Source organism: Bombella sp. ESL0380 (assembly GCF_009725805.1).
Taxonomy (GTDB): Bacteria; Pseudomonadota; Alphaproteobacteria; order Acetobacterales; family Acetobacteraceae; genus Bombella; species Bombella apis.
In genome coordinates this window covers 138,698-161,943 of sequence record NZ_WNIH01000005.1, presented here as the reverse complement: position 1 = coordinate 161,943, position 23,246 = coordinate 138,698, and the positions used below count along the sequence as shown (strand labels likewise).

Below are 23,246 nucleotides of genomic sequence, written 5' to 3'. Positions count from 1 at the left end.
TGTGAAGGTTTCACATGGAGCAGGCAGGTCTGTCTGCTCCTTTTCCTGTAGGTGGCGGGGCTGCTGGCCTGCCTGAAAGGCATGATCTCATGATGTTGCATATTCCGGGAGTTCTCTCGGCAGAAGAGCTGGCTGACCTGCGGTCCCGTCTGGCCGCGGGAGAATGGGTGGATGGCCGGGGAACAGCCGGGTCACAGTCTGGCAGTGTGAAGAACAATCTTCAGATTGCTCCAGACAGCCCGCTGGGGAAGGAGCTCTCCACGTTTGTCCTGCGCAAGCTGGGCACGAACCCGCTCTATAACAGTGCCGTGCTGCCCCTGCGTCTCGTGCCGCCGCTCTTCAACCGTTATGATGTGGGGATGAATTTCGGGGCGCATGTCGATAACGCCCTGCGGCCCATTCCCGGTACGGGGCACCGCATCCGTACGGACGTGTCCAGCACGCTTTTCATTTCCGATCTTGATGAATATGACGGGGGCGAGCTGGTCCTTCATGGGCCTTCAGAGGAAAAGCGGGTGCGCCTGCCTGCGGGGGACATGATTGTCTATCCCACCACGGCCCTGCATACGGTCACTCCGGTGACACGGGGCAGCCGCTGGGGGTCTTTTTTCTGGGCGCAGTCCGTCATCCGCTCGCAGGAGCACCGGTCCATCCTGTTCGACCTTGATCAGAGCATCATGGCCCTGACCCAGAGCCACGGCCCCAAGGATGCGGAGGTCCTGCGGCTGACCAACGTGTATCACAACCTGCTGCGGACATGGGCCGAGATGTGACCGTCTGGCCCACTTTTCAGAAGTGGGCTGACACGTCCAGATAATAGTAGCCGCCATTGATGCCGAGCTGGGATGTGCTCAGGTAGTATTTGGCGGCTCCCAGATAACGGTTGCCATGGGGCACCTTGCTGGGGAAGGCGGCGAAGATGTTGTTCCCGCCCAGTGTTGTACTCCAGATTTTGTTGATGTTGTACGTCACCGAAAGATTGGTCGTCCATTTCGGTCTGTTATGGAACTGGAAGTAGTTGGTGGTCGAGGCCGTTGAGGTATTGTTGTTCCGGTAATAGGTCAGGGCGGAGGTCGTCTGCCCGTACCGGATTTCATGCAGGGCAACGGCCCAGCGATGCGCCGGGGATACCCATGTGCCACCAAAGATGATCTTGCTGCGGGGATACGCAGTCGTGATGTAGGCCCGGCTGGGGGCGTTGAGGACCGGCGTGCCGTCGCTGCGGGTCGCCTGATGGCGCAGTCTGGTGCGGTTCAGGTTGATGGCGGCATCCCAGTTGATGCGCCCGGCGTGGCGCAGTTTCGTGGTGTAGGTGATGGTCATGTCCATGCCCTGCGTGCGGGTGTTCGCCACATTGGCAAACCACTGGGTGGACAGATTGTTGTTCGTGATGTTGGCGGGCAGGTCGGTGATGCCGTTGGCTGCCAGAATGTTGGCGGCTTCCACACCATAGAGGTTGTTCCCGGGCAGGATGCGGCCCCGCAGGTCGATCTGGTAGAAATCGGTCGTGACATGCAGCCCTTTGAAGGGTTCGGCAATGATGCCCCCTTCCACATTCGTGCTCTGCTCCGGTTTCAGACGCTGGGCCCCGCTGGCCAGGGCTCCGGGAGAGGTGGCGGCCACCAGCCCACGGGCCACGGTCGGGGAGAGGGTCAGGGCGGAATAATGTTCCTGCGCCAGTGTGGGAGCGTGGAAGCCGTTGCTGAATGTCCCCCGGAAGGCAAGCCTCCTTGACACGTCATAACGGGTGGAAATCTTGCCGGTCTGCGTGTTGCCGACATCGGTGTAATGTTCGTACCGTCCGGCCATGTCCAGCTGCCAGTGCTTTGTCAGATGGGTGGAAATGTCGACATAACCGGAGACCACGTCACGGTTGGAGTTGCCCGCACTGCGGGGGCTTGTTCCGGCGAGGGCCAGGCTGGTGCCGCCGCCATAGGTACTGGCACTGGAGCCTTCAGCAATGGAGTAGGCTTCATAACGGTATCCGGCCCCTCCGGCGAGATTGATGCTGTGGGGCCAGAAGGACAGATTGAGCTTCCTGTTCAGGTTCAGCTCGTTGTTCCACTGCGTGTCATTGAAGCCCTGCACCCTGTTGTAGGTGGTTTGTAGGGCGGAGGCGGGAAGGGCCTTGTTGGCGTCATTCTTCAGGCCGATATTGTCGAAATCCCGCCCGTACGTGCTGGACAGGTCCCAGTGCCAGCCTGCCAGATGGCCTTTCAGCCCTGCCGTGATTTCAAAATCATTTTCTTCCAGCGTCTGGAGGGGGGAATAGCCGTCCGGGTAGATGGCGGCGTAACCGGGTGTGCTGGCAAGGGATGAGGGCAGACGGTAATTCTGGAAGGCCTCCGCATGGCGGTGGGCATAGGTGGCCGTGCTGTAGAGCTGGAGCGCGTTGGTGATGTCATAGCCTGCATTGATGGCTACGGACTCCCGGGTCTGTTCCGGCTGGCTCAGGATCTTGTTGATGGTTGTTCCGGTCCGGCTGTCCGGTCCGGAGCGGAAGCTGTGGTCCTGATGCACGAGGTCGCCACTGACATGGATGAAGCCACGGTCCTCCCCGAAGGAGGCCCCGCCATCAATGAAGATGCCCTGCTGGTAGCCGTCTCCCTTGCTGGTGATGCCGCTGTTGGACCGGATCGTCAGTCCGTGATCCTGCTTCTTGAGGATGATGTTCACCACCCCGGCAATGGCATCCGATCCGTACTGGGCCGAGGCACCATCTCGCAGCACTTCGATGTGATCGATGGCAGAGAGGGGGATCATGTCGATGTCGGTCGGGGTCGTGCCCTGCTGCGGCCCGGAATCGGCATAGATGTTGGCCGTGGTGTGCCGCCTGTGCCCATTGACGAGGATCAGCGTCTCATTGGAGCTCAGTCCCCTCAGGCTGATGGAATCCGTCAGGGCGCCTGCATCAAAGCCGCCTGTGGGGACGGTGAGGGATGGCAGCAGGAGCTGCATGGCATCCCGCAGGGTTGGCTGGCCGGTACTGGTGAGCTGCCGGCTGGAGACGACATCAATGGGTGCAATGGAATCACGGGCCTTTTTCCCGATCTCCCGTGTCCCTGTGACGATGAGCGTTTCCGTTCCGCCGGGCACCTGCTGGACGTGTTTCTGACGCAACGGGGTGGTGGCCTGCCGCCTGGTGATGGGTTTGGGCTTTCCTGTGGCAGATATTTTTTCCTGTGCCGGTGCCATGGTCTGGTCTCTGGTTGCCGCTTTGACCTGGGAGGATAGAGCCGTCATGCAGCCCAGCCCGATGCCAAGCAGGGAGGGGAGGGTAGTCAGGCGACGTGAAGGAGGCAGGGAACGCATCAGAGACCAACTTTCCAGCAGGTGAAGCAGGACCTTGCACACGGGGGATCATCCGGGCAAACTCCTATTCTTCATAGTGAAAAATAGAAACATCTATGCGCCTGTCTGATATAGAACAGTCGTCTTCAAGACCATGGGAGAGAGGGTGTGACAGGGCACCTGTTGCATGAAAGGCGCCGTACTGTGCTGTCCTGGACACATAATGAACCATGATGAATCGTTCATTATGGGACAAAAAAAGCTCCTCTGGGGAGCGGAGCAGCGAAGACTGCAGAAACCGGCCTGGCAGCATCCCTGTCAGGCATAGGGAGACAGTGGCGGGGCAGGCCCCGCACAAGGTCTGGTCAAGGGAAAGGGAGTACTACAGGTCCTCATTGGGGGTCATGGTGGAAACCTGCGCCCGCAGGCCACTCTGCGGGACCTGGATGTCGATCTCCAGCTTGGAGCATTTCTGCCCCCGATCCATCTTGATCTGCACATTGTCTTCATCAATGGAGACATGACGTGCCAGAACTTCAAGGATTTCAGCATGGAGAGTCCGGAGGAGGGTTGAGTCCCCACCTTCCTGCGCCTGCCGCTCATGCGCCAGCAGGATCTGCAGCCGGTCCCGTGCTACATTGCTGCTTGCCTCGGGGCGTTTCCGGGAAAAGAAGCTGTCCAGAAAACTCATGATCCCCTCTTTTTGAAGATGCGGTCGAACAGACCACGTTTTTCGGTCGGGATGGTGACGGGGATGTCCTTGCCTTCCAGGCGGGCCACGGCTTCGAAATAGGCCAGGGCAGGGACGCTCTCCGGGGAGGCAAAAGTGACCGGAGCCCCGACGTTGGAGGCCTTGAGGACATCTTCGCTTTCGGGAATGACGCCGAGCAGGGGCAGGGAGAGGATGCCCACGACATCTTCAACACTCAGCATCTCACCACGGGAGGCCCGGCTCGGGTCATAGCGTGTCAGAAGCAGGTGCTTCTCGACCGTCTCACCTTTCTGTGCCCGGGCTGTCTGGCTGTCGAGCATACCGATGATGCGGTCAGAGTCACGGACGGAGCTGACTTCCGGATTGGTGACGATCACGGCGTGATCGGCATGATGCATGGCCAGCTGGGCCCCGCGCTCAATGCCGGCTGGGCTGTCACAGAGGATCCAGTCGAAGCGCTCCCGCAGCTCGTTCATCACCCGTTCTATGCCCTCGCTTGTCAGGGCGTCCTTGTCCCGGGTCTGGGAGGCCGGCAGGATGGACAGGGTATCACAGCGCTTGTCACGGATCAGGGCCTGATGGAGTGTGGCTTCCCCCTGGATGACGTTGATCAGGTCGAACACGACCCGCCGTTCGACCCCCATGATGAGGTCCAGGTTGCGGAGCCCGACGTCAAAGTCGACCACAGCCACATTCTGTCCGCTTCGCGCCAAGGCGGCCCCAAGGGCGGCTGTTGTTGTCGTTTTGCCAACGCCCCCTTTGCCGGATGTAACAACAACGATCTTTGCCATGAAATTTTCAGCTTTCCCGCAGTCGGCTCATGAGCCTTATTTGTGGACATTATTGCAGATGATTAAGGTTCAGTAAAAGGGAACCTTGCCTTGTTGCTTCATACTCTACAGTGATGATTAAGCATTGATAAGACATTCTGTATCACAAGTGGGCAGTTTTCTTTTTCAAAAAGGAAAAAGTCATATTTTGACAGTCCCTGCCTGAAGGGGAGTCACATTCAGCCGTTCCTGTTCCAGATAGACCTGTGCGGCTTTCCCCACGGAGTCTTCCGGCATTTCTTCGGCCACCATGTAGAAACCATCAATGGCGAGCAGTTCGGCCTCCATCTTGGCGGTGTAGATGCGGGCCTGGGGATGGCCGTCCACCCCGGCAATGGCCCGCCCGCGCAACGGCCCGTAAACATGGATGGACCCACCGGCAATGATCTCCGCACCAGAGGAGACGGCCCCCAGCACGATGACGTCCCCATCGGGATTCTGGATGGACTGGCCAGAGCGTACGACCCGGTTGATGATGAGCGGTTCGCTCAGGTTCGCAGTGGCAGGCTCGGCCGCCTGCGGCTCTTCGCCATCGGGCAGGTTCACGGGCCCGCTCGGGCGCCCGCCCTGGAGTTCGATGGGCCACTCCCATGACTGGAGGGCTGCCCAGTGGCGATCTCCCCCCTCAATGCCGATCAGATGGATATGGCGCTGGCGCAGTTCCTGCTGGAAACCGGCCAGTCCTTCCGTATTTTCATCCAGCAGGCTGAGGTCCAGAATGACGGGCTGGCGGTTGAAGAATCCGGCGGCGCGCCTCATATGCTCATCCAGTCCGGCCAGCCAGTCCTTCAGCGGGGCTTCTGGGGAGAGAATGAGTGCCAGGAAAGACCGGCCCCGGGCACGGATGGTCATTCTGCTGGTACCTGGGGCTTGCACTGCGGACGCATCTGACGGATGAAACGACGGAGATGCTGATGGGCTGGACATGAACTGTGGATCACCGTGGTTGTGTCTGGACTGATTGGAATGGTCTCTGTTCCCTGATGCAAAAATGCCGTAGGAAAAACATATGCGTATACTGCATCACTTACCCCTGTCTCCGCAATCGCGTTTTGTGCGGCTCATGCTGGCAGAGAAGAAGCTGCCGTTTGAGCTCGTCGTGGAAAAGACGTGGGAGCAGAACGAACGGTTTCACGAACTGAATCCGGCAGGCGAGGTGCCCGTTCTGGTGGAGGACAGTGGCATGGTCGTGCCTGGCGGGCGTGTGATTGCCGAATATCTGGAGGATGCCTACCCGGAGACCTCTCTTCTGGGGCGCAATCTGGCTGAACGGGTGGAAGTCCGCCGCCTCATGGACTGGTTTGAGCGGCTCTTCCAGCAGGAAGTCATGGTCAACCTTCTGGGGGAAAAGGTGGAGAAGCGTCTTTTCGGGCAGGGGCATCCTGATGGGAAGATTCTTCAGGCAGGGTACAAGAATCTCCGTTTCCATCTGGATTACATTGGCTATCTGGCCGAAACACGGACATGGCTGGGGGGTTCTGTTCTGACAGCGGCAGATTTTACGGCTGCGGCCCATATTTCCGCCTTGGATTTTCTGGGTGATATCGACTGGCGCCGGGCTCCGTGTGTGCGGGACTGGTACGCCCGCATAAAGTCCCGCCCCTGTTTCCGTGATCTTCTGGGTGACCGTGTCAGCGGCGTGAAACCACCTGCCCATTATGCCGATCTTGATTTCTGACGGGTCATGAAGGGCGTGGGGCAGACATGGTGATGTGGGATGTGGCCGTCATGGGGGCGGGGGCAGCTGGCATGATGGCGGCTGCCACGGCAGGGCAGAGGGGCGCGCGGACTGTCCTTCTGGACCATGCCGATCAGCCGGGGCGGAAAATTCTCATTTCTGGTGGTGGGCGGTGCAATTTCACCAACCTGAAGGCGGACTGGACATATTACCGCTCTGAAAATCCCCGTTTCTGCCGCTCCGCTCTGGCCCGGTACCGCCCGCAGGATTTTCTGTCCCTTGTCGAGAAATACCGTATTCGCTGGCATGAGAAGGAAGAGGGACAGCTTTTCTGCGATGAATCGGCCCGGCAGATTGTTTCCATGCTGGAAGATGAATGTCGGGTTGGCGGGGTTACGTTCCAGCTGGGCTGTTCCCTGAGTGATGTGAGCCATGATGGTCACAGTTTCACACTGGAGACATCACAGGGGCCGGTGCGGGCACGGTCCATCATTCTGGCAACGGGGGGGCTGGCCCTGCCCAAGCTGGGCGCCACCGACATTGCCCTGAAGCTGGCCCGGCAGTTCGGCCTGCGGATTGTGCCACCCGCTCCGGCCCTCGTGCCCTTTCGTCTTGAAGCGGCCCAGCCGAATCTTGCCGGTGTGTCCCTTCAGGTCACGGCTTCGCTGGCCGGGCGGAAGAAGCCGGTCTTCACGGGGGGGATGGTCTTCACCCATCGGGGTGTGTCCGGCCCGGCCATCCTTCAGATATCGTCATGGTGGGACGGGCATGAAGCCCTGCGCCTGAATCTGGCTCCGGGGCGTGATGTTCATGAGGATATGCGGGGTATCTGCCAGCAGCGCCCGAAGGCCCATGCGCCCGCCCTGCTGGAGGCCCTGCCCGCCCGGTTGGTGAAGGTGTTGGTTGCTGGAATGCTGGATGACCGCCCGCTGGCGGAACAGCCAGCGAAGGCGGTGCGTGCCCTGGCAGCGCAGGTGAGTGACTGGGTTCTCCACCCGGCGGGTACGGAGGGTTACGCCAAGGCAGAGGTCATGCGGGGCGGTGTGGATACGAGAGACCTGTCCTCCCAGACCATGGAGGCCCGCACGGTACCGGGGCTGTATGTTGTCGGAGAGGCCGTGGATGTGACAGGCTGGTTGGGAGGGTACAATTTCCAGTGGGCCTGGGCCAGTGGCGTGGCGGCCGGACAGGCTGCGGCAGGGCGGTCTGGTGTGTGATGGTGGCCAGAGGAGGGGCGATGCGATGGCGGCGGAAAAGAAGATGAAGAAGATGGAACGGCAGCCATGGCCCAGCGATGCTCCGCTGGAGGGTGAGGGACAGGCCCCGGTAAAGCTCCTTCTTGTCGAGGATGACGACAGTCTTGCGGAAGAGATCGTGGGGGATCTGTGCGGGCGTGGCTATGAGGTTTCACGTGCGGCAACAGGGACCGAGGGGCTGGAGATGGCCCGCCGGGATGATTATGCCCTGCTGGTGATGGACCGCATGCTGCCGGGCATGGACGGGCTGAGCGTGTTGGAGACCCTGAGGGAGCAGGGCATGACCATGCCGGTTCTGGTCCTGTCGGCCCTGTCAGCCGTGGATGACCGCATCAGTGGCCTGAAGGCGGGCGGGGACGATTATCTGACAAAACCATTCGTGATGGAAGAGCTGGCCGCCCGGCTGGAAGCCCTGCTGCGCCGTCCCATCTATGGCCGTACCTCCATGCTGAAGCTGGGGCCGCTGGAGATGGACCTTCTGGAACGGCGGGTGCGACGGGACGGGCGGGAGATCGACCTTCTGCCACGGGAGTTCCGGCTGCTGGAATACATGATCCGCCGCCCCAATACGGTGCTGACCCGGACCATGCTGCTGGAGGATGTCTGGAATTACCGGTTCGTCCCCCGCACCAATCTGGTGGACGTGCATATCGGCAAGCTGCGTCGCAAGGTGGACCGGGACGGCGAGGAGCCGTTGATCCACAGCATCCGTGGTGCCGGGTTCTGCCTGCGTGTCCCGGAGTGACCTGTTTCGCACGGCGGCGTTCCGGCTGACGCTGGGGCTTGTCTGTGTCGTCGTGCTGGGGATGCTGCTGGAGCTGATCCTGCTTTATGGGCAGATCAGTACTTATGAGCAGCTGCGCACCAACGACCTGCTGCGCCGTTCTGCTTCGGTCCTGATGCAGGAGGCCCCGGGTGATCTGGAGGTCCGGCTGAAAGAACGCAGCACGAGCGAGCTGCGCATCTTCCTGAATGCTGCCGCCCTGTTCGACAGGGACCATCACCCCATAGCCGGGGACATGACAACGTGGCCCGCAGGGCTTACGGCCAGTCCTTCTACCCAGAACCTCTCCTTTGTCCTGCCGGATCATTCCGTGACGGTCATGCGCTTTCTTGTGGTGGAAGTGCCGGGGATGCAGCCGGGGAAGACCCGCCTTCTGGTATTGGGGCGCTCCCGCCACATGGTGGATGAGCTGCGGCGTGTGGCCCGGCAATGCGCCCTGTTCTCCATGGTTCCGGTCGTACTGTTTGCTCTCATGGCGGGGATGATCCTCAGCCGCCGTGCGTTGGGGCGCATCACCAAGATGCATCATTCCATCGAGCAGATCGTCAAGGGGCAGCTTCGGGAGCGCCTGCCTGTCGGGCGCGGTCATGATGATCTTGACCGTCTTGCCGGGTCGGTCAACAGAATGCTGGACCGTCTGGAGCAGCTGATGGGTGAAATGCGGGATGTTGGCAACGACATTGCCCATGATCTCCGTACACCATTGGCCCGTGTCCAGGCCCGGCTGGATCGTCTGAACGGTTTTGTACAGGCGTTGACATCGACCCCGGAGGAGGAGCTCCGCTTCGAGCAGGCAATGGCTTTGTGCCAGAGGGATCTCGAGCAGTGTTTTTCTGTCATTACGGCCCTGCTGAGGATCGGGGAGATTGAAAATGGTCAGCGCAGGGCTGGTTTCAGGCGCATGGATATCATGCCTCTCATTGCCGACATGGCTGATCTGTACGAGCCCAATGCAGAAACGCAGGGGCTGACCCTGTCCGTGATACCTCATGAAGGCCCCGTGGAGCTTTGGGGGGATGCCGACCTGCTGAACGAGGTTCTGGCCAATCTTCTGGACAATGCTCTGAAATTCACGGGGGAGGGGGGAGCTGTCACTCTACGGGCAGGGCGGAACGAGCTGGGGGAACCGTGGTTCGAGGTGCGGGATACCGGGGTTGGTATTGCGGTGGAGGAGCGTGATGCCGTGATGGGCCGCTTCTACCGGGCAGACAAGAGCCGCCACGTGCCCGGCAGCGGGCTGGGGCTGAGCCTTGTGGCGGCCATCGTCCGGCTGCATGAGGCCCGTCTCGTGATTGATGAGAACCGTCAGGGGGATGTTGGCAGCGGAACCGTGTTCCGTCTTGTTTTCCCGGTTCCTGAACAGGCCCAGTGCGCAGGGTGAGGTGTGATGGGCCGTGGCAGATAAAAGGCTGGTAACGGAACCGTGTTCTTAAAAAATCTTTTCAGATAAAAAGCATTTTTTCTTTGGGTTGCGTCGTTATAATCCCCCGGACGCAGGGTTGGGGCCTTCGGGCACCTGTGGCCCGTCCAGGTGGAGAGACAGATTGCCCAGCAGTATCGAGACAGAGAAGACAGCCTATCGAATGAAAGCGGGGATGGGTGAGGGGGCCTTCATGCTGGGACTGCCCCTGTCCGACATGGGGTCCTGCCCGTCATGAATGCCATTGTCCTGACCGCCCTGCGGCGGCCCTATACGTTTGTGGTCATGTCCATCATGATCCTCATTTTCGGGGTGAAGGCCATCCTGGGCACGCCGACGGACGTGTTCCCCAACATCAGGATTCCGACGGTGGCAGCTGTCTGGTCCTATACAGGGCTGATGCCAGAGGAAGTCTCCGGCCGTATCGTCTATTATTATGAGCGCTCCCTGACGGCGACCGTCAACAATATCGAGCACATTGAGAGCAACTCCTATTACGGGCGTGGGATTGTCAAAATCTTCTTCCAGCCCGGTACGGATACCAGCGTTGCCCAGACGCAGATCACTTCCGTGTCCCAGACGGTCATCAAGCAGCTGCCCACCGGGGCCACGCCGCCGCTCATTCTGGCACTGGATGCATCATCCGTCCCTGTCCTGACCCTGCAGGTCAACAATCCCAACATGTCCGCTTCGGAGGTCTATAACATGGCCTCCAACCTCATACGGCCGGAGCTGGTTTCCGTAGCGGGGACGGCCATCCCCAATCCTTATGGTGGTGTGGCAGCGGACATCATGGTGGATATCGACCCGGTGAAGCTTCTGGCGCACCGTCTCTCTGCCGTGGATGTGGCCAGCGCCCTGAACAGGCAGAATATCGTGCTTCCGGCCGGGGATCAGAAGGTCGGTGCCATGGATTTCATGGTGCGGACCAATTCTGCCCCCATGGATATTGCCGCTTTCAACCGGATGCCCATCAAGCAGGTGGGTAATTCCGTCATCTATCTGCGGGATGTGGCCTGGGTCCACAAGGGTGGGCCGCCGCAGACGAACGCCGTGCTGGTGCGAGGCAAGCAGGCGGTGATGATCGTCATCCTGAAGAGCGGGAACGCTTCCACGCTGGATGTGGTGAGCGGGGTGAAGAAACTTCTGCCGGATATCCAGAAGACGCTTCCCCCCGGCACAAGCATGGATATTCTCACCGATGCATCCAGCTTCGTGAAGGAATCCGTGGTCGATGTGGTGCGGGAAATGATCACCGCTGCCATCCTGACCAGCCTGACGGTTCTGCTCTTTCTGGGGTCGTGGCGTTCGACCGTGATCGTAGCGGTTTCCATTCCGCTGGCCATGCTTTCGGCTCTGATTGGCCTCAGCCTGGCCGGGCAATCCATCAATGTGATGACGCTGGGCGGTCTGGCTCTGGCTGTCGGTATTCTCGTGGATGATGCCACGGTGATGATCGAGAATATTGATGCCCACCTTCATATGGGCAAGGAGCTTGAGCCTGCCATTGTCGATGCTGCCAACCAGATCGTCATCCCGACATTCGTTTCGACCACCTGCATCTGCATTGTCTGGTTCCCGCTCTTTGAGCTGACAGGTGTGGCGGGATGGCTGTTCATGCCGATGGCCGAGGCCATCATTTTTGCGATGATCGCCTCTTTCGTTCTTTCCAGAACGCTCGTCCCGACGATGGCGAACTGGCTTCTGGCCGCACAGGTGGAGCAGCAGCGCCATCCTGACCATGCCAGCCGGAAAAAGGGTTTCTTTGGCAGGTTCCAGGAGAGGTTTGAGGCATATTTCGAGCGGTTCCGCCAAAGTTATCATGATGTTCTTCTGGCCGTACTGGCGATACGGACCCGGTTCATCATTCTTTTCCTCTCCGGTGCGCTGGCGTCTCTTCTTCTGCTTTTCTTTGTCGGGCAGGATTTTTTCTCGGAGATCAAATCCGGGACCATGCAGATGCATTTCCGGGCTCCGGTCGGAACCCGTATTGAGGAAAGTGCCAAACTCAGCGGGTTGATTGAAAAGAAAATCCGTGAGGCCCTGCCGGGTCAGGTGAAGCTGATCGTCAATAACTGCGGCCTGCCGATGAGCCAGATGAACCAGGCCATGGTGCCCTCTCCCACGACAGGAACACAGGACTGTGATGTCACCATTCAGCTGGAGGATGATGAAAGTCCGATCGCCGAATACCGCAAGCGCCTGCGTACGGCCCTCAGCACGGCTTTCCCGGGGATAGGCTTCACCTTCCAGCCGGGCGATCTGACAGCCAAGATTCTCAATTTTGGCCTGCCATCTCCCATTGATGTCCAGATTGTCGGGCGGGATCTCCAGCATAATTATGCCTTCGCCGTCCGTCTGGCCCAGCGTCTGCGCAGAATTCCCGGTGCGGTGGATGTCAGTGTCCAGCAGCCCATGACCCAGCCGACCATGCTCATCAATGCCCATCGCAGTTTCGCCATGGGCACCGGCATCACGGAGCGTGATATCGCCTTCAATGTGCTGACAACCCTTTCGGGGAGTTCGCAGGTCGGGCAGACTTATTACCTCAACCCGCAGGGCACTTCACAGCTGATCGACGTGCAGGCCCCGGCCATGTATCTCCAGACCCTCAATGACTTGGAGAAGATGCCGCTCGACAAGGGGGATGGCAACCCGCAGAACGGGACCATGCAGATACTGGGTGGTGTCAGCCATATCGAACAGACAGGGACACCGGCGGAAGTCTCCCATTACAACATCATGCCTGTGTTTGACATCTACGTGGCGGCAGAGGGGATCGACCTCGGGGCTCTGTCCCGTGCTGTAAACCGGGAGGTGGAAAGCGTCCGGCCTGACCTGCCGCATGGGTCCAGCATGGTGGTGCGTGGGCAGGTCGTGACGATGAACAATGCTTATGTCCAGCTGATTGGTGGGCTGCTGCTTTCCATCGTGCTGGTCTATCTGATCATTGTCGTGAACTTTCAGTCGTGGCTGGATCCGTTCGTCATTGTCATGGCTCTGCCTGCCGCTCTGGGCGGGATTGCGTGGAGCCTGTTCCTGACCCATACGACCCTGTCCGTTCCGGCGCTGACAGGGGCCATCATGTGCATGGGGACAGCCACGGCCAATGCCGTGCTGGTTGTGGCTTTTGCCCGGGAGCGGCTGGAGGAACACGGCAATGCCGTTCTTGCCGCCTCGGAAGCCGGATTTGAACGCATCCGGCCCGTGCTGATGACAGCCCTTGCCATGATGATCGGCATGATCCCCATGTCCATCAGCAATTCCTCCAATGCGCCGCTGGGCAAGGCCGTGATCGGCGGGCTGATGATGGCCACGGTGGCTACGCTGCTGTTTGTCCCCTGCGTTTTTGCCCTGATCCATGGTGGTGCCCCGAAGAGTGACCGGGCCACTCCAGAAGGAGAACCTTCATGAATCCGTCCCCCCATCAGACTCCATCTCCGGCTCGTGGCAGGGGGCGCCTGCTGATTCTCATCCTTCTGGCGGTGCTTGCAGGGCTGGTTGTACTGGGGCTTGTGCAGCGTGCCCTGCACAGGAGAGAGCTGGTGCGGGAGACGCAGGACAGTGCCATTGCCCGTGTCGTGCTGATAAAGGCGCAGCCGGGTCCTGCCACCCGGACCGTGGACCTGCCTGCCAATCTGGTAGCCTGGTATGAGGCGCCGATCTATGCGCAGGTCTCTGGTTATGTGAAGATGTGGTACAAGGATTACGGGGCCCATGTGAAGCGGGGCGACCTTCTGGCGGAGGTCAGCACACCGAGCATTGATGCCCAGTACGCAGCGGCCAAGGCGCATTATGAGGTCATCAATGCCCGTTACAAACTGGCGCTGATTACCACGCAGCGCTGGACAGCCCTGCGGGGGACACAGGCCGTCTCCCGGCAGGAGGTGGATGTGCAGGCTGCCAATGCCGCTGCCCAGAAGGCCGAGCTCGACGCTGCCGCCCATGAAGTTGAACGGGTGGAGGCGCTGGAGAATTTCAAACGTATCGTAGCCCCTTTTGATGGGATCGTGACGTCCCGTCTGGTCAATGTCGGGGATTATGTGAACGCGGCCGGGGGCAATCTCAATTCACGGGGGGCGATCGCCGAGCTGTTTTCCGTGGCGGATGTGCATCGGATCCGTGTGTTCGTATCGGTACCGCAGGATTTTGCCAGTGTCATTTCGCCCCGCATCAGTGCGGAGCTCAGCGTGCCACAATATCCGGGGCGTGTGTTCAAGGCCCGTTTTCTGGCCACGGCCAATGCCTTCAATGCTGCAACCCGGACCGTGACGACCGAGCTGGTGCTGGACAATCCTGATGGACTGCTCTGGCCCAATTCTTACGCCACGGCGCATATCCAGGCTCCCGGCGACCCGAACGTGCTGATCGTGCCTACCAGTGCTCTCATCTTCCGTGCCCAGGGGATGCAGGTGGCCAAGGTTGTGAATCATCATGTCCGGTTGGAGACTGTGCAGGTCGGTACGAATTTTGGCATGACGACACAGGTTCTTTCCGGCATGTCCCTGGATGATGAGATTGTGGCCAATCCGACAGCCGACATGCTGGATGGTGATGAGGTCCGGGTTGTGACACCCACCCGTGGATATAATGATGTCAAACCCAAGGATACTGAGAAGCCAGTGCCGAATGTGACATCGAATGATCTGAGGCGTGTCGGTGCGATGCCACCACCGGAGGAAAACAGCCCTGATGATCAGGCAAAGCCGGGCGAAAGAGGGGCAACGGCATCCGATTCTGCGCCTGTCAGACAGGAACAGGGGCAGCACTGATGGCAACAGGGGTGTGGAAGACGGTCTCCCTTCTGGCAGGAGGGCTCTCTTTTTTTCTGACATCATGTGATCTGGCTCCGAACTATCACAGGCCACATTTCATTTACCCGGAGGGGTGGGCAGGCAAAGGCATCATGGGGGATGCCAAGCCGGCCGATGCAGTCGTGCGGGGAGAATGGTGGAAGCTGTTCCACGATCCCCAGCTTGATGAGCTGGAAGAGCGGCTGAACGTCTATAATCCGGACCTTCAGGCAGCGGCGGAGGTTTTCACGCAGGAGCGTGACATCGCCCGTGAGACGGAAAGTCGTCTGTATCCGCAGCTGGCCGGTGGGGCGCAGATGAGCCGGAACAAGCAGTCTGATGGGCGGCTCTTCCTGCGGCGGAGCAACAATACGCCCATTTATGAATCCAACGTCGCCTATAGCGGTGCCGCCACGTGGGAGCCGGATTTCTGGGATGCCATCCGCAACCAGACGCACATGCAGAAAAATCTGGCGCAGGCCGGGGCTGCTGAATATGCACTGACGAGGCTGAGTCTCCAGGCCGAGCTGGCATCAAACTACATGGCACTGCGTGGGATTGATGCCCAGCTGGCTGTTTATGATGATTCCATCCGGTATTTCCGTACGGCCGTGGAGATCACGAGGTTGCGGCAGGGTGGGGCCATTGGTGCGGGGCTGGATGTCTCCCGTGCGGAGAATGAGCTGTACTCCGCACAGGCGGCAAGGAGCTATCTGGAGGCGACTCGGCAGGTGCAGGAACATGCCATTGCTGTCATGGTGAACATGGTGCCTGCCAGTTTCCACATCCAGCCGGTCAAGGATTTCCGGCTGCATTTTGATACCATCCGGGTGAAGGAAGGTATCCCATCCACACTGCTGGAGAGACGGCCCGACGTGGCCATGAGCGAGCGGCAGATGGCTGCCGCTGCACGGGCCATTGGTGTGTCCCGGGCAGCTTTCTATCCCCATATCACCATCAGTGCGACGGGTGGCTTCGAGGATGCCGGGTTTGATCTGGCCAGCATCTCCAAGGCGTTCTGGCGGGTGGCCGTGCAGGCTGTGGAGCCGCTTTTCACGGGGGGGATGCGGCGTGCGGCCCTGCAACGGGCCTGGTCGCAATATCGGGAACGCGTGGACGCCTATCGGGCGACGGTTCTGGCGGCCTTTCAGGATGTTGAGGATGGGCTGAGCCAGACAGCCCTGTACCATCAGGAACGGCTCCAGCAGCATCAGGCAGTGGATGCTGCACTGCGGACACAGGCCATGACGATGGCTCTTTATACGGGGGGGCTGACGAACTATCTGGATGCACTGGTGGCCCAGCAGGATGCGCTGAAGGCCCGCCTGCTGGAGGTGCAGGCGCAGACACGGCAGCTCCAGTCCACGGTCAGGCTCATCCGTGCCCTTGGCGGCGGCTGGTCGGACAGGCTCCTGCCGGACATAAAGAGCATCGATCCGATTGGGCCGTTGCAGTATGAGGGGCTGCACCATGCCCGCCCCACCGGTGAGGTGCCGGTGGGAACCCCGCAGAAGGGTTCTGAGATCGAACCACCCGTTGCGGAACGTGACCTGACGGGGGCGGCTGCCGTGCCAGCGCACCCCTGATTCCTGCTTGACGGTATGGGGGGAATGGTCTAGGCACCCTCTCAGTCGAACGTGGGAGGCGGGGATGATCCCTGCCGTCTCAACCACGGTTCGGGAACTGTAAATTAGGGAGTCCCGGATATGGCCAAAAAAGTAGTTGGCTACATCAAACTGCAGATTCCGGCTGGCAAGGCTAACCCGTCTCCGCCGGTCGGTCCGGCGCTGGGTCAGCGCGGTCTGAACATCATGCAGTTCTGTAAGGAATTCAACGCAAAGACGCAGGGTCTTGAGCCGGGGATGCCGATCCCGGTCGTGATCACCGCCTATGCGGACCGTACCTTCACCTTCATTACGAAGACGCCGCCGAACACCTACTTCCTGCTGAAGGCAGCGAAGATCACCAAGGGTTCCCAGACGGTTGGCCGTGCGTCTTCCGTCGGGTCCGTGACGACATCCCAGCTGCGTGAGATTGCTGAGAAGAAGTTCCAGGACATGAACGCAAACGACATCGATGGTGCCGTGCGTATGCTGGCAGGGTCTGCCCGTTCCATCGGTCTTGATGTGGTGGAGGGCTGAGAACATGGCCAAGAACAAACGTATTGCCGCCCTGCGCGCCAAGGTTGATGGTGACAAGCTGTACTCCCTGAACGACGCTGTCGCTCTGGTGAAGAGCAACGCAACGGCCAAGTTCGATGAGACGGTTGAATTCTCCATCGGTCTCGGTGTTGATCCCCGTCATGCTGACCAGATGGTCCGTGGTCTGATCTCCCTGCCGCACGGTACGGGCAAGACGCTGCGTGTCGGTGTGTTCGCCCGTGGCCCGAAGGCTGAGGAAGCTGCCGCCGCCGGTGCCGAGGTTGTCGGTGCGGAAGACCTGGCCGAGAAGGTGCAGGCTGGTGAGATCGAGTTCGATCGCTGCATTGCCACCCCGGACATGATGGCTCTGGTCGGACGTCTGGGTAAGATTCTTGGTCCGCGCGGCCTGATGCCGAACCCCCGTCTCGGTACCGTGACGATGGACGTCAAGGGTGCCATTGAGGCTGCCAAGTCCGGTCAGGTGGAATATCGTGCCGAGCGTGCCGGTATCGTTCATGCTGGCGTCGGCAAGGCTTCTTTCTCCGAGTCCCAGCTGGCTGAGAACGTGAAGGCTCTGGTGGATGCGCTCCAGAAGGCCCGTCCGTCCGGTGCGAAGGGGACTTATCTGAAAAAGGCTTCACTTTCCTCCACAATGGGGGTAGGTGTGCGTATCGATCTCTCCAGCTTTGAAGGCTGATTGAGGGGAGATTATGGAATCGCCACCCTCCAGGGTGGTGTTCTGGAGCAGCCCAGGCTGCTCCTTTCCTGTCCTAGAACGCATGTGGGTGTCATCCCTTAAAGCCCTTTTCGGGCGCAGGCGTGAGACGGGCGGAGCGTATCTGGCCCTCTGGGTGCGATGCGGTCTTCCTTATCATGGACAGGCGAGCGGGCCCTGTTGTGCCGTTGGCAGGGCAGGGCCTATGGGTAACCTGGTCCGAGCAATCGGACTAACGAGGAGACAGGTTTTGGACCGTACGGAAAAACGGGCCTTTGTCGAGTCCCTCAGCAAGGTGTTTGGTAGCACGTCCATGGTTGTCGTCACCCAGAATCTGGGTCTGACGGTTGCCGATGCGACAGAACTGCGCCGCAACATCCGCGCTGTAGGTGCGACATACAGGGTTGCGAAGAACCGGCTGGTCAGCCGTGCTCTGGATGGGACCCAGTTCGACGGCATTGCGCCGCTGCTTAAAGGCCCGACGGCCATTTCTTGGTCGGATGAGCCGGTTGGCGTGGCGAAGGTGCTGGTCGAGTTCGCCAAGAAGAATGACAAGCTGGTGGTACTTGGTGGTGCCCTTGGCAATCAGACCCTTACGGCTGATAGCGTCAAGGCACTGGCCTCCCTGCCATCTCTGGACGAGCTGCGTGCACAGCTGGTTGGTATGATCAGTACCCCGGCAACCCGCATCGCAGGCGTCACCCAGGCTCCGGCTGGGCAGCTTGCTCGCGTTCTTGGTGCCTATGCCAGAACAGGCGACACGGAAGCCGCTTGATTAACGGGGTGGCCCGCATGAGCGACGCCGCCTGACATTTACGCATCTTAGAGGATATTATCATGGCCGATCTGGCAAAACTGGTTGACGAACTGTCCGCTCTCTCCGTTCTGGAAGCTGCCGAGCTGTCCAAGCTGCTCGAAGAGAAGTGGGGCGTTTCCGCTGCTGCTCCGGTTGCTGCTGTTGCTGCTGCTCCGGCTGCTGGTGGTGAAGCTGCTGTCGAGAAGACAGAGTTCGATGTTGTTCTGGCCAAGGCTGGTGACAAGAAGATCAACGTCATCAAGGAAATCCGTGGCATCACGGGTCTGGGCCTGAAGGAAGCCAAGGACCTGGTCGAGGGCGCTCCGAAGACCATCAAGGAAGGCGCCACGAAGGACGAGGCCGAGAAGATCAAGAAGGTTCTGGAAGAGAACGGCGCTACCGTCGAGATCAAGTAAGAGCTGTATCCATGCGGTCCCCTTTGGGGGAGCCGTTGGAGCGAGTGGGCGGGTGCTTTATGGTGCCCGCCCCATTTGCCGTTGACAGGGAAGTTGTCTATAGTAAGGCATTCCGTCACGCGTCATAGACAGGATTAAGCCAGCCGTTCAAGTCGTCTGATATTCCATGGGGTTAATGGGATGGTCACATAGCGGACGACTTGAAGGTCTGGTTCAGAGGCAGGATAAGATGGCGATCACAAAATCGTTCACAGGGCGTAAGAGGATCCGCAAGAGCTTCGGGCGCATTCCCGAAATTGCGCCGATGCCTAATTTGATTGACGTGCAGCGGGCTTCCTATGAAGCTTTCCTGCAGATGAATGTGCGCCCCGACAGCCGGGAGCCGGCTGGCCTTCAGGAGGTGTTCCGTTCAGTTTTTCCGATTCATGATTTTGCTGGCCGTGGGCGGCTGGATTTCCAGTATTATGAATTCGAAGAACCGAAATACGATGTGGAAGAGTGCATCCAGCGTGGCCTGACCTATGCGGCCCCGCTGAAGGTCATTCTGCGTCTGACAACGTGGGATATTGACGAGGATACGGGGACCCGCTCCATTCACGACCTGAAGGAGCAGCCAGTCTATATGGGCGACATGCCGCTCATGACGGACAACGGGACCTTCATCATCAACGGGACGGAACGTGTCATCGTTTCCCAGATGCATCGTAGTCCCGGCGTGTTCTTCGATCACGACAAGGGCAAGACACACTCTTCCGGGAAGTATCTTTTTGCTGCCCGTATCATCCCTTACCGTGGTTCCTGGCTCGATTTCGAGTTCGATGCCAAGGACATCATCCATGTCCGCATCGACCGCAAGCGCAAGCTGCCGGTTACCACGCTGCTCTATGCACTGGAAGGTGACAATTACCTCAAGGCTCGTGAAGCCAAGCTGGCCGAGGGTGGTGACGTCGATACACTCGAAGTTGCCGGTATGGATGAGGACGAGATTCTCTCCACTTTCTACGATGTCGTGCCCTTCACCCGCATGGGTGGCGAGTGGGCCCGCCCGTTTGAGCCGGATGCCTTCCGTGGCCTGAAGCTGCTCAGCCCGCTGGTGGATGCTGATACCGGCGAGGTTGTGGCAGATGCCGAGACCAAACTGACAGCCCGTGTCGTTCGCAAGATCGCCGAGAAGACCCGTGTTGTGCAGGTGGGGCGTCTGGATATTCTGGGTCGCTTCATTGCCCATGACCTTGTCAATGAAAAGACCGGTGAAATCTATGCCGAGGCTGGCGAGGAGCTGACGGAAGAGAAACTGGCCGAGCTGGAAGAGCTGGGCCTGAAGGAGCTTCCGCTTCTCGCAATTGACGGGACGCATGGCCCGTGGATCCGCAACACCTTGATGGCGGACAAGAACACCACGCGGGAAGAGGCGCTGATCGATATTTATCGCATCATGCGACCTGGTGAGCCGCCGACCCGTGAGACGGCAGAAGCCATGCTGCATGGTCTGTTCTTCTCGCAGGACCGGTATGACCTGTCTGCCGTTGGCCGTGTAAAGATGAACATGCGGCTGGATGTGGATGCGCCCGATACGCTGCGGACGCTGCGCAAGGAAGACATCCTGCGGACGGTCAAGATTCTCTGCGATCTCAAGGATGGTCGTGGTCAGGTCGATGATATCGACAACCTCGGCAACCGTCGTGTCCGTTCCGTCGGCGAGTTGATGGAGAACCAGTATCGCATCGGTCTGCTGCGTATGGAGCGCGCCATCCGTGAGCGTATGGGCTCTGTCGATATTGACACGGTCATGCCGCATGACCTGATCAACGCCAAGCCTGCTGCTGCTGCCGTACGTGAGTTCTTCGGTTCCTCCCAGCTCAGCCAGTTCATGGATCAGACCAATCCGCTCTCCGAGGTGACACATAAACGTCGCCTGTCGGCCCTTGGTCCGGGCGGTCTGACCCGTGAGCGTGCAGGCTTTGAAGTCCGTGACGTTCATCCGACCCATTATGGCCGTATCTGCCCGATCGAGACGCCGGAAGGGCCGAACATCGGTCTGATCAACTCCCTGGCCACTTATGCCAAGGTGAACAAGTACGGCTTCATCGAGACGCCGTATCGTCTGGTGAAGGATGGCGTTTTCCAGGACGGCTGGAAGTATCTCTCCGCCATGGAGGAAGAACGCCTTCTGGTGGCGCAGGCCGATGCCAAGCAGAGCGACAATCGTCTGACGGACGAGCTGGTGGCTGTCCGCCAGACCGGTGACTTCCGTCTTGTGCCGCCGGAACAGGTTACCGCCTGTGACGTGTCGCCGAAGCAGCTGGTTTCCGTGGCTGCTGCGCTTATTCCGTTCCTGGAAAACGACGACGCCAACCGTGCGCTGATGGGTTCCAACATGCAGCGTCAGGCCGTGCCGCTGGTGAAGGCTGATGCCCCGCTGGTCGGTACCGGCATGGAAGGCCCTGTGGCGCACGACTCTGGTGCGACCATCATTGCCAAGCGTGGCGGTGTGGTGGACCAGCTGGATGGTGCCCGTATCGTGATCCGTGCGACGGACGAGCAGGGGGCCACCCAGGGCGTGGACATCTACCGTCTGCGCAAATACATGCGTTCCAACCAGTCTACCTGCCTCAATCAGCGTCCGCTGGTGAAGGTTGGCGATCTGGTCGCTGCCGGTGACATCATCGCTGATGGTCCGTCCACCGAACTGGGTGAGCTGGCTCTGGGCCGTAATGTGCTCGTGGCCTTCGTGCCGTGGAATGGGTACAACTTCGAGGACTCCATCCTGATCTCCGAGCGTATCGCCCGGGATGACATCTTCACTTCAATTCACATTGAAGAGTTCGAGGTCATGGCCCGTGATACCAAGCTGGGTCAGGAAGAAATCACCCGTGACATCCCGAATGTCGGTGAGGAAGCCCTGCGCAACCTCGATGAGGCCGGCATTGTCTATGTCGGTGCCGAGGTCAATCCGGGTGACATCCTGATCGGCAAGGTGACGCCGAAGGGTGAAAGCCCGATGACACCGGAAGAAAAGCTTCTGCGTGCCATCTTCGGTGAAAAGGCCTCTGATGTACGTGACACATCCCTCAAGCTGCCTCCGGGCACGAGCGGGACGGTGGTTGATGTCCGTGTCTTCTCCCGCCGTGGTGTGGACAAGGACGAGCGTGCCATGGCCATCGAGCGGGCCGAGATCGAGCGTCTGGCCAAGGACCGTGATGACGAGCGTGCCATCCAGGAGCGCAGCTTCTACAACCGCCTCAAGGAGCGTCTGGTCGGGCAGGAAGCCGCTGCAGGCTTCAAGGGCGTACGGGCTGGTACGCCGATCACGGCCGAGCTTCTGGGTGAGCATCCCCGTGTGACGTGGCGCAACATTCCTGTTGCCGACGTGGCCGTCATGGCCGAGCTGGAAACGCTGTGCCGTGAGTTTGATGGTGCCATCAAGCGCATCAACAACCGCTTCGACAACAAGGTCGAGAAGCTCCAGCGTGGTGACGAGCTGCCGCCTGGTGTGATGAAGATGGTCAAGGTCTTCATTGCCGTGAAGCGCAAGCTTCAGCCGGGTGACAAGATGGCTGGCCGTCACGGTAACAAGGGTGTGGTGTCCCGTGTCGTTCCTGTCGAGGACATGCCGTTCCTCGAGAATGGTCAGCCGGTTGATCTGCTGCTGAATCCTCTGGGCGTGCCGTCCCGCATGAATGTGGGGCAGATTCTGGAGACGCATCTGGGCTGGGCCTGTGCCAATATCGGCCAGAGCATCGGTGCGATGGTTGATGAATATCAGCGCACGGGTGAGCGTCGGCAGGAGCTGCTGGACCGTCTGAAAGATGTCTATGGTGAGAAGATCTTCGATGAAGATATCGCCACGATGGACAACGATCAGCTGATCGAGCTGGCCAACAACCTGCGCAAGGGCGTGCCGATCGCAACTCCGGTGTTTGATGGTGCCTCCATCCCTGACATCGAGGAGATGCTGAAGAAGGCTGGTGTCAGCGAGAGTGGTCAGTCCCAGCTGATCGACGGGCGTACGGGCGAGAAGTTCGAGCGTCAGTCCACGGTGGGCTACATCTACATGCTGAAGCTGCATCACCTTGTTGATGACAAGATTCATGCCCGCTCGATCGGTCCTTACTCGCTGGTCACCCAGCAGCCGCTTGGTGGTAAGGCCCAGTTCGGTGGTCAGCGTTTCGGTGAGATGGAGGTCTGGGCACTGGAGGCTTACGGTGCTGCCTACACGCTGCAGGAAATGCTGACGGTGAAATCGGACGATGTGTCCGGCCGGACGAAGGTGTATGAGGCGATCGTTCGTGAGCAGGACGACTTTGAAGCTGGTATTCCAGAGAGCTTCAACGTTCTGGTGAAGGAACTGAAGTCGCTTGGTCTGAATGTCGAACTTGAGCAGGGAGGGCTGTGAGGGCAGTGCTTTCCGCTT

17 protein-coding genes are annotated in these 23,246 nt (G+C 59.6%); 13 read left to right on the top strand and 4 right to left on the bottom strand.

The annotated features are described in order from the left end of the window. The first annotated feature begins 89 nt into the window (after window positions 1–89). Window positions 90–773 carry a Fe2+-dependent dioxygenase gene (locus GM608_RS06430; protein WP_043558305.1) on the top strand — a complete coding sequence of 228 codons (684 nt, stop codon included), beginning with the start codon at window positions 90–92 and terminating at the stop codon, window positions 771–773. 16 nt (window positions 774–789) lie between these two features. Here the strand turns inward: GM608_RS06430 and GM608_RS06425 are convergent, their stop codons facing one another. The 4 genes from GM608_RS06425 to minC all read right to left on the bottom strand — a co-directional run bounded on the left by GM608_RS06425 (window position 790) and on the right by minC (window position 5,685). Further along, the gene (locus tag GM608_RS06425) at window positions 790–3,312 is read right to left on the bottom strand and encodes a TonB-dependent receptor (protein ID WP_333645254.1); all 2,523 of its coding nucleotides are present in this window, start codon (window positions 3,310–3,312) and stop codon (window positions 790–792) included. A 361-nt stretch (window positions 3,313–3,673) separates the two neighbouring features. Next, entirely contained in the window at window positions 3,674–3,982 is a 309-nt protein-coding gene (gene minE, locus GM608_RS06420; protein ID WP_043557807.1) for a cell division topological specificity factor MinE, read from the bottom strand. Next, window positions 3,979–4,794, bottom strand: a complete 816-nt coding sequence (gene minD, locus GM608_RS06415) for a septum site-determining protein MinD (RefSeq protein WP_081562853.1) — start codon at window positions 4,792–4,794, stop codon at window positions 3,979–3,981. The genes minE and minD overlap by 4 nt, the downstream gene beginning before the upstream one ends. Window positions 4,795–4,974: 180 nt before the next feature. Then, a complete protein-coding gene (minC, locus tag GM608_RS06410) occupies window positions 4,975–5,685 on the bottom strand; it encodes a septum site-determining protein MinC (protein WP_103765221.1) in 711 nt (236 codons plus the stop codon). A 157-nt stretch (window positions 5,686–5,842) separates the two neighbouring features. Here minC and GM608_RS06405 point away from each other — a divergent pair, with 157 nt between their 5' ends. The 12 genes from GM608_RS06405 to rpoB all read left to right on the top strand — a co-directional run bounded on the left by GM608_RS06405 (window position 5,843) and on the right by rpoB (window position 23,228). Beyond that, window positions 5,843–6,511 (top strand): glutathione S-transferase family protein, encoded by a 669-nt coding sequence (locus tag GM608_RS06405; protein WP_043557811.1) that lies wholly within the window; start codon window positions 5,843–5,845, stop codon window positions 6,509–6,511. 32 nt (window positions 6,512–6,543) lie between these two features. Then, the gene (locus tag GM608_RS06400; protein WP_103765282.1) at window positions 6,544–7,728 is read left to right on the top strand and encodes an aminoacetone oxidase family FAD-binding enzyme; all 1,185 of its coding nucleotides are present in this window, start codon (window positions 6,544–6,546) and stop codon (window positions 7,726–7,728) included. Window positions 7,729–7,780: 52 nt separating this feature from the next. Beyond that, window positions 7,781–8,512 (top strand): response regulator transcription factor, encoded by a 732-nt coding sequence (locus GM608_RS06395; protein WP_052348917.1) that lies wholly within the window; start codon window positions 7,781–7,783, stop codon window positions 8,510–8,512. Then, on the top strand, window positions 8,499–9,932 hold the full coding sequence (locus GM608_RS06390) for a HAMP domain-containing sensor histidine kinase (protein WP_043558309.1): 1,434 nt from the start codon (window positions 8,499–8,501) through the stop codon (window positions 9,930–9,932). The genes GM608_RS06395 and GM608_RS06390 overlap by 14 nt, the downstream gene beginning before the upstream one ends. Window positions 9,933–10,205: 273 nt before the next feature. Further along, complete coding sequence (locus GM608_RS06385) at window positions 10,206–13,385, top strand: efflux RND transporter permease subunit (RefSeq protein WP_333645253.1); 3,180 nt, start codon at window positions 10,206–10,208, stop codon at window positions 13,383–13,385. Further along, window positions 13,382–14,743 (top strand): efflux RND transporter periplasmic adaptor subunit, encoded by a 1,362-nt coding sequence (locus GM608_RS06380; RefSeq protein WP_333645252.1) that lies wholly within the window; start codon window positions 13,382–13,384, stop codon window positions 14,741–14,743. Before GM608_RS06385 ends, GM608_RS06380 begins: the two co-directional genes overlap by 4 nt. Then, window positions 14,743–16,350: an efflux transporter outer membrane subunit gene (locus tag GM608_RS06375; protein WP_333645251.1), complete on the top strand. Its 1,608-nt coding sequence runs from the start codon at window positions 14,743–14,745 to the stop codon at window positions 16,348–16,350. The genes GM608_RS06380 and GM608_RS06375 overlap by 1 nt, the downstream gene beginning before the upstream one ends. A 120-nt stretch (window positions 16,351–16,470) precedes the next feature. After that, window positions 16,471–16,905 carry a 50S ribosomal protein L11 gene (gene rplK, locus GM608_RS06370; RefSeq protein ID WP_043557819.1) on the top strand — a complete coding sequence of 145 codons (435 nt, stop codon included), beginning with the start codon at window positions 16,471–16,473 and terminating at the stop codon, window positions 16,903–16,905. A gap of 4 nt (window positions 16,906–16,909) precedes the next feature. Continuing rightward, on the top strand, window positions 16,910–17,602 hold the full coding sequence (rplA, locus tag GM608_RS06365; RefSeq protein WP_043558313.1) for a 50S ribosomal protein L1: 693 nt from the start codon (window positions 16,910–16,912) through the stop codon (window positions 17,600–17,602). Between the two features lie 268 nt (window positions 17,603–17,870). Further along, window positions 17,871–18,395 (top strand): 50S ribosomal protein L10, encoded by a 525-nt coding sequence (gene rplJ, locus GM608_RS06360; RefSeq protein WP_043557820.1) that lies wholly within the window; start codon window positions 17,871–17,873, stop codon window positions 18,393–18,395. 62 nt (window positions 18,396–18,457) lie between these two features. After that, the gene (gene rplL, locus GM608_RS06355; protein ID WP_333645250.1) at window positions 18,458–18,832 is read left to right on the top strand and encodes a 50S ribosomal protein L7/L12; all 375 of its coding nucleotides are present in this window, start codon (window positions 18,458–18,460) and stop codon (window positions 18,830–18,832) included. Between the two features lie 229 nt (window positions 18,833–19,061). Then, window positions 19,062–23,228, top strand: a complete 4,167-nt coding sequence (gene rpoB / locus GM608_RS06350) for a DNA-directed RNA polymerase subunit beta (protein ID WP_103765220.1) — start codon at window positions 19,062–19,064, stop codon at window positions 23,226–23,228. Window positions 23,229–23,246 lie beyond the last annotated feature (18 nt).

Excerpts from the sequence above, each read along its gene's own strand:
- GM608_RS06430 (WP_043558305.1), top strand. The coding sequence starts at position 90 with ATGATGTTGCATATTCCGGGAGTTCTCTCGGCAGAAGAGCTGGCTGAC.
- GM608_RS06425 (WP_333645254.1), bottom strand. The coding sequence starts at position 3,312 with ATGCGTTCCCTGCCTCCTTCACGTCGCCTGACTACCCTCCCCTCCCTG.
- minE (WP_043557807.1), bottom strand. The coding sequence starts at position 3,982 with ATGAGTTTTCTGGACAGCTTCTTTTCCCGGAAACGCCCCGAGGCAAGC.
- minD (WP_081562853.1), bottom strand. The coding sequence starts at position 4,794 with ATGGCAAAGATCGTTGTTGTTACATCCGGCAAAGGGGGCGTTGGCAAA.
- minC (WP_103765221.1), bottom strand. The coding sequence starts at position 5,685 with ATGACCATCCGTGCCCGGGGCCGGTCTTTCCTGGCACTCATTCTCTCC.
- GM608_RS06405 (WP_043557811.1), top strand. The coding sequence starts at position 5,843 with ATGCGTATACTGCATCACTTACCCCTGTCTCCGCAATCGCGTTTTGTG.
- GM608_RS06400 (WP_103765282.1), top strand. The coding sequence starts at position 6,544 with ATGTGGGATGTGGCCGTCATGGGGGCGGGGGCAGCTGGCATGATGGCG.
- GM608_RS06395 (WP_052348917.1), top strand. The coding sequence starts at position 7,781 with ATGGAACGGCAGCCATGGCCCAGCGATGCTCCGCTGGAGGGTGAGGGA.
- GM608_RS06385 (WP_333645253.1), top strand. The coding sequence starts at position 10,206 with ATGAATGCCATTGTCCTGACCGCCCTGCGGCGGCCCTATACGTTTGTG.
- GM608_RS06380 (WP_333645252.1), top strand. The coding sequence starts at position 13,382 with ATGAATCCGTCCCCCCATCAGACTCCATCTCCGGCTCGTGGCAGGGGG.
- GM608_RS06375 (WP_333645251.1), top strand. The coding sequence starts at position 14,743 with ATGGCAACAGGGGTGTGGAAGACGGTCTCCCTTCTGGCAGGAGGGCTC.
- rplK (WP_043557819.1), top strand. The coding sequence starts at position 16,471 with ATGGCCAAAAAAGTAGTTGGCTACATCAAACTGCAGATTCCGGCTGGC.
- rplA (WP_043558313.1), top strand. The coding sequence starts at position 16,910 with ATGGCCAAGAACAAACGTATTGCCGCCCTGCGCGCCAAGGTTGATGGT.
- rplL (WP_333645250.1), top strand. The coding sequence starts at position 18,458 with ATGGCCGATCTGGCAAAACTGGTTGACGAACTGTCCGCTCTCTCCGTT.
- rpoB (WP_103765220.1), top strand. The coding sequence starts at position 19,062 with ATGGCGATCACAAAATCGTTCACAGGGCGTAAGAGGATCCGCAAGAGC.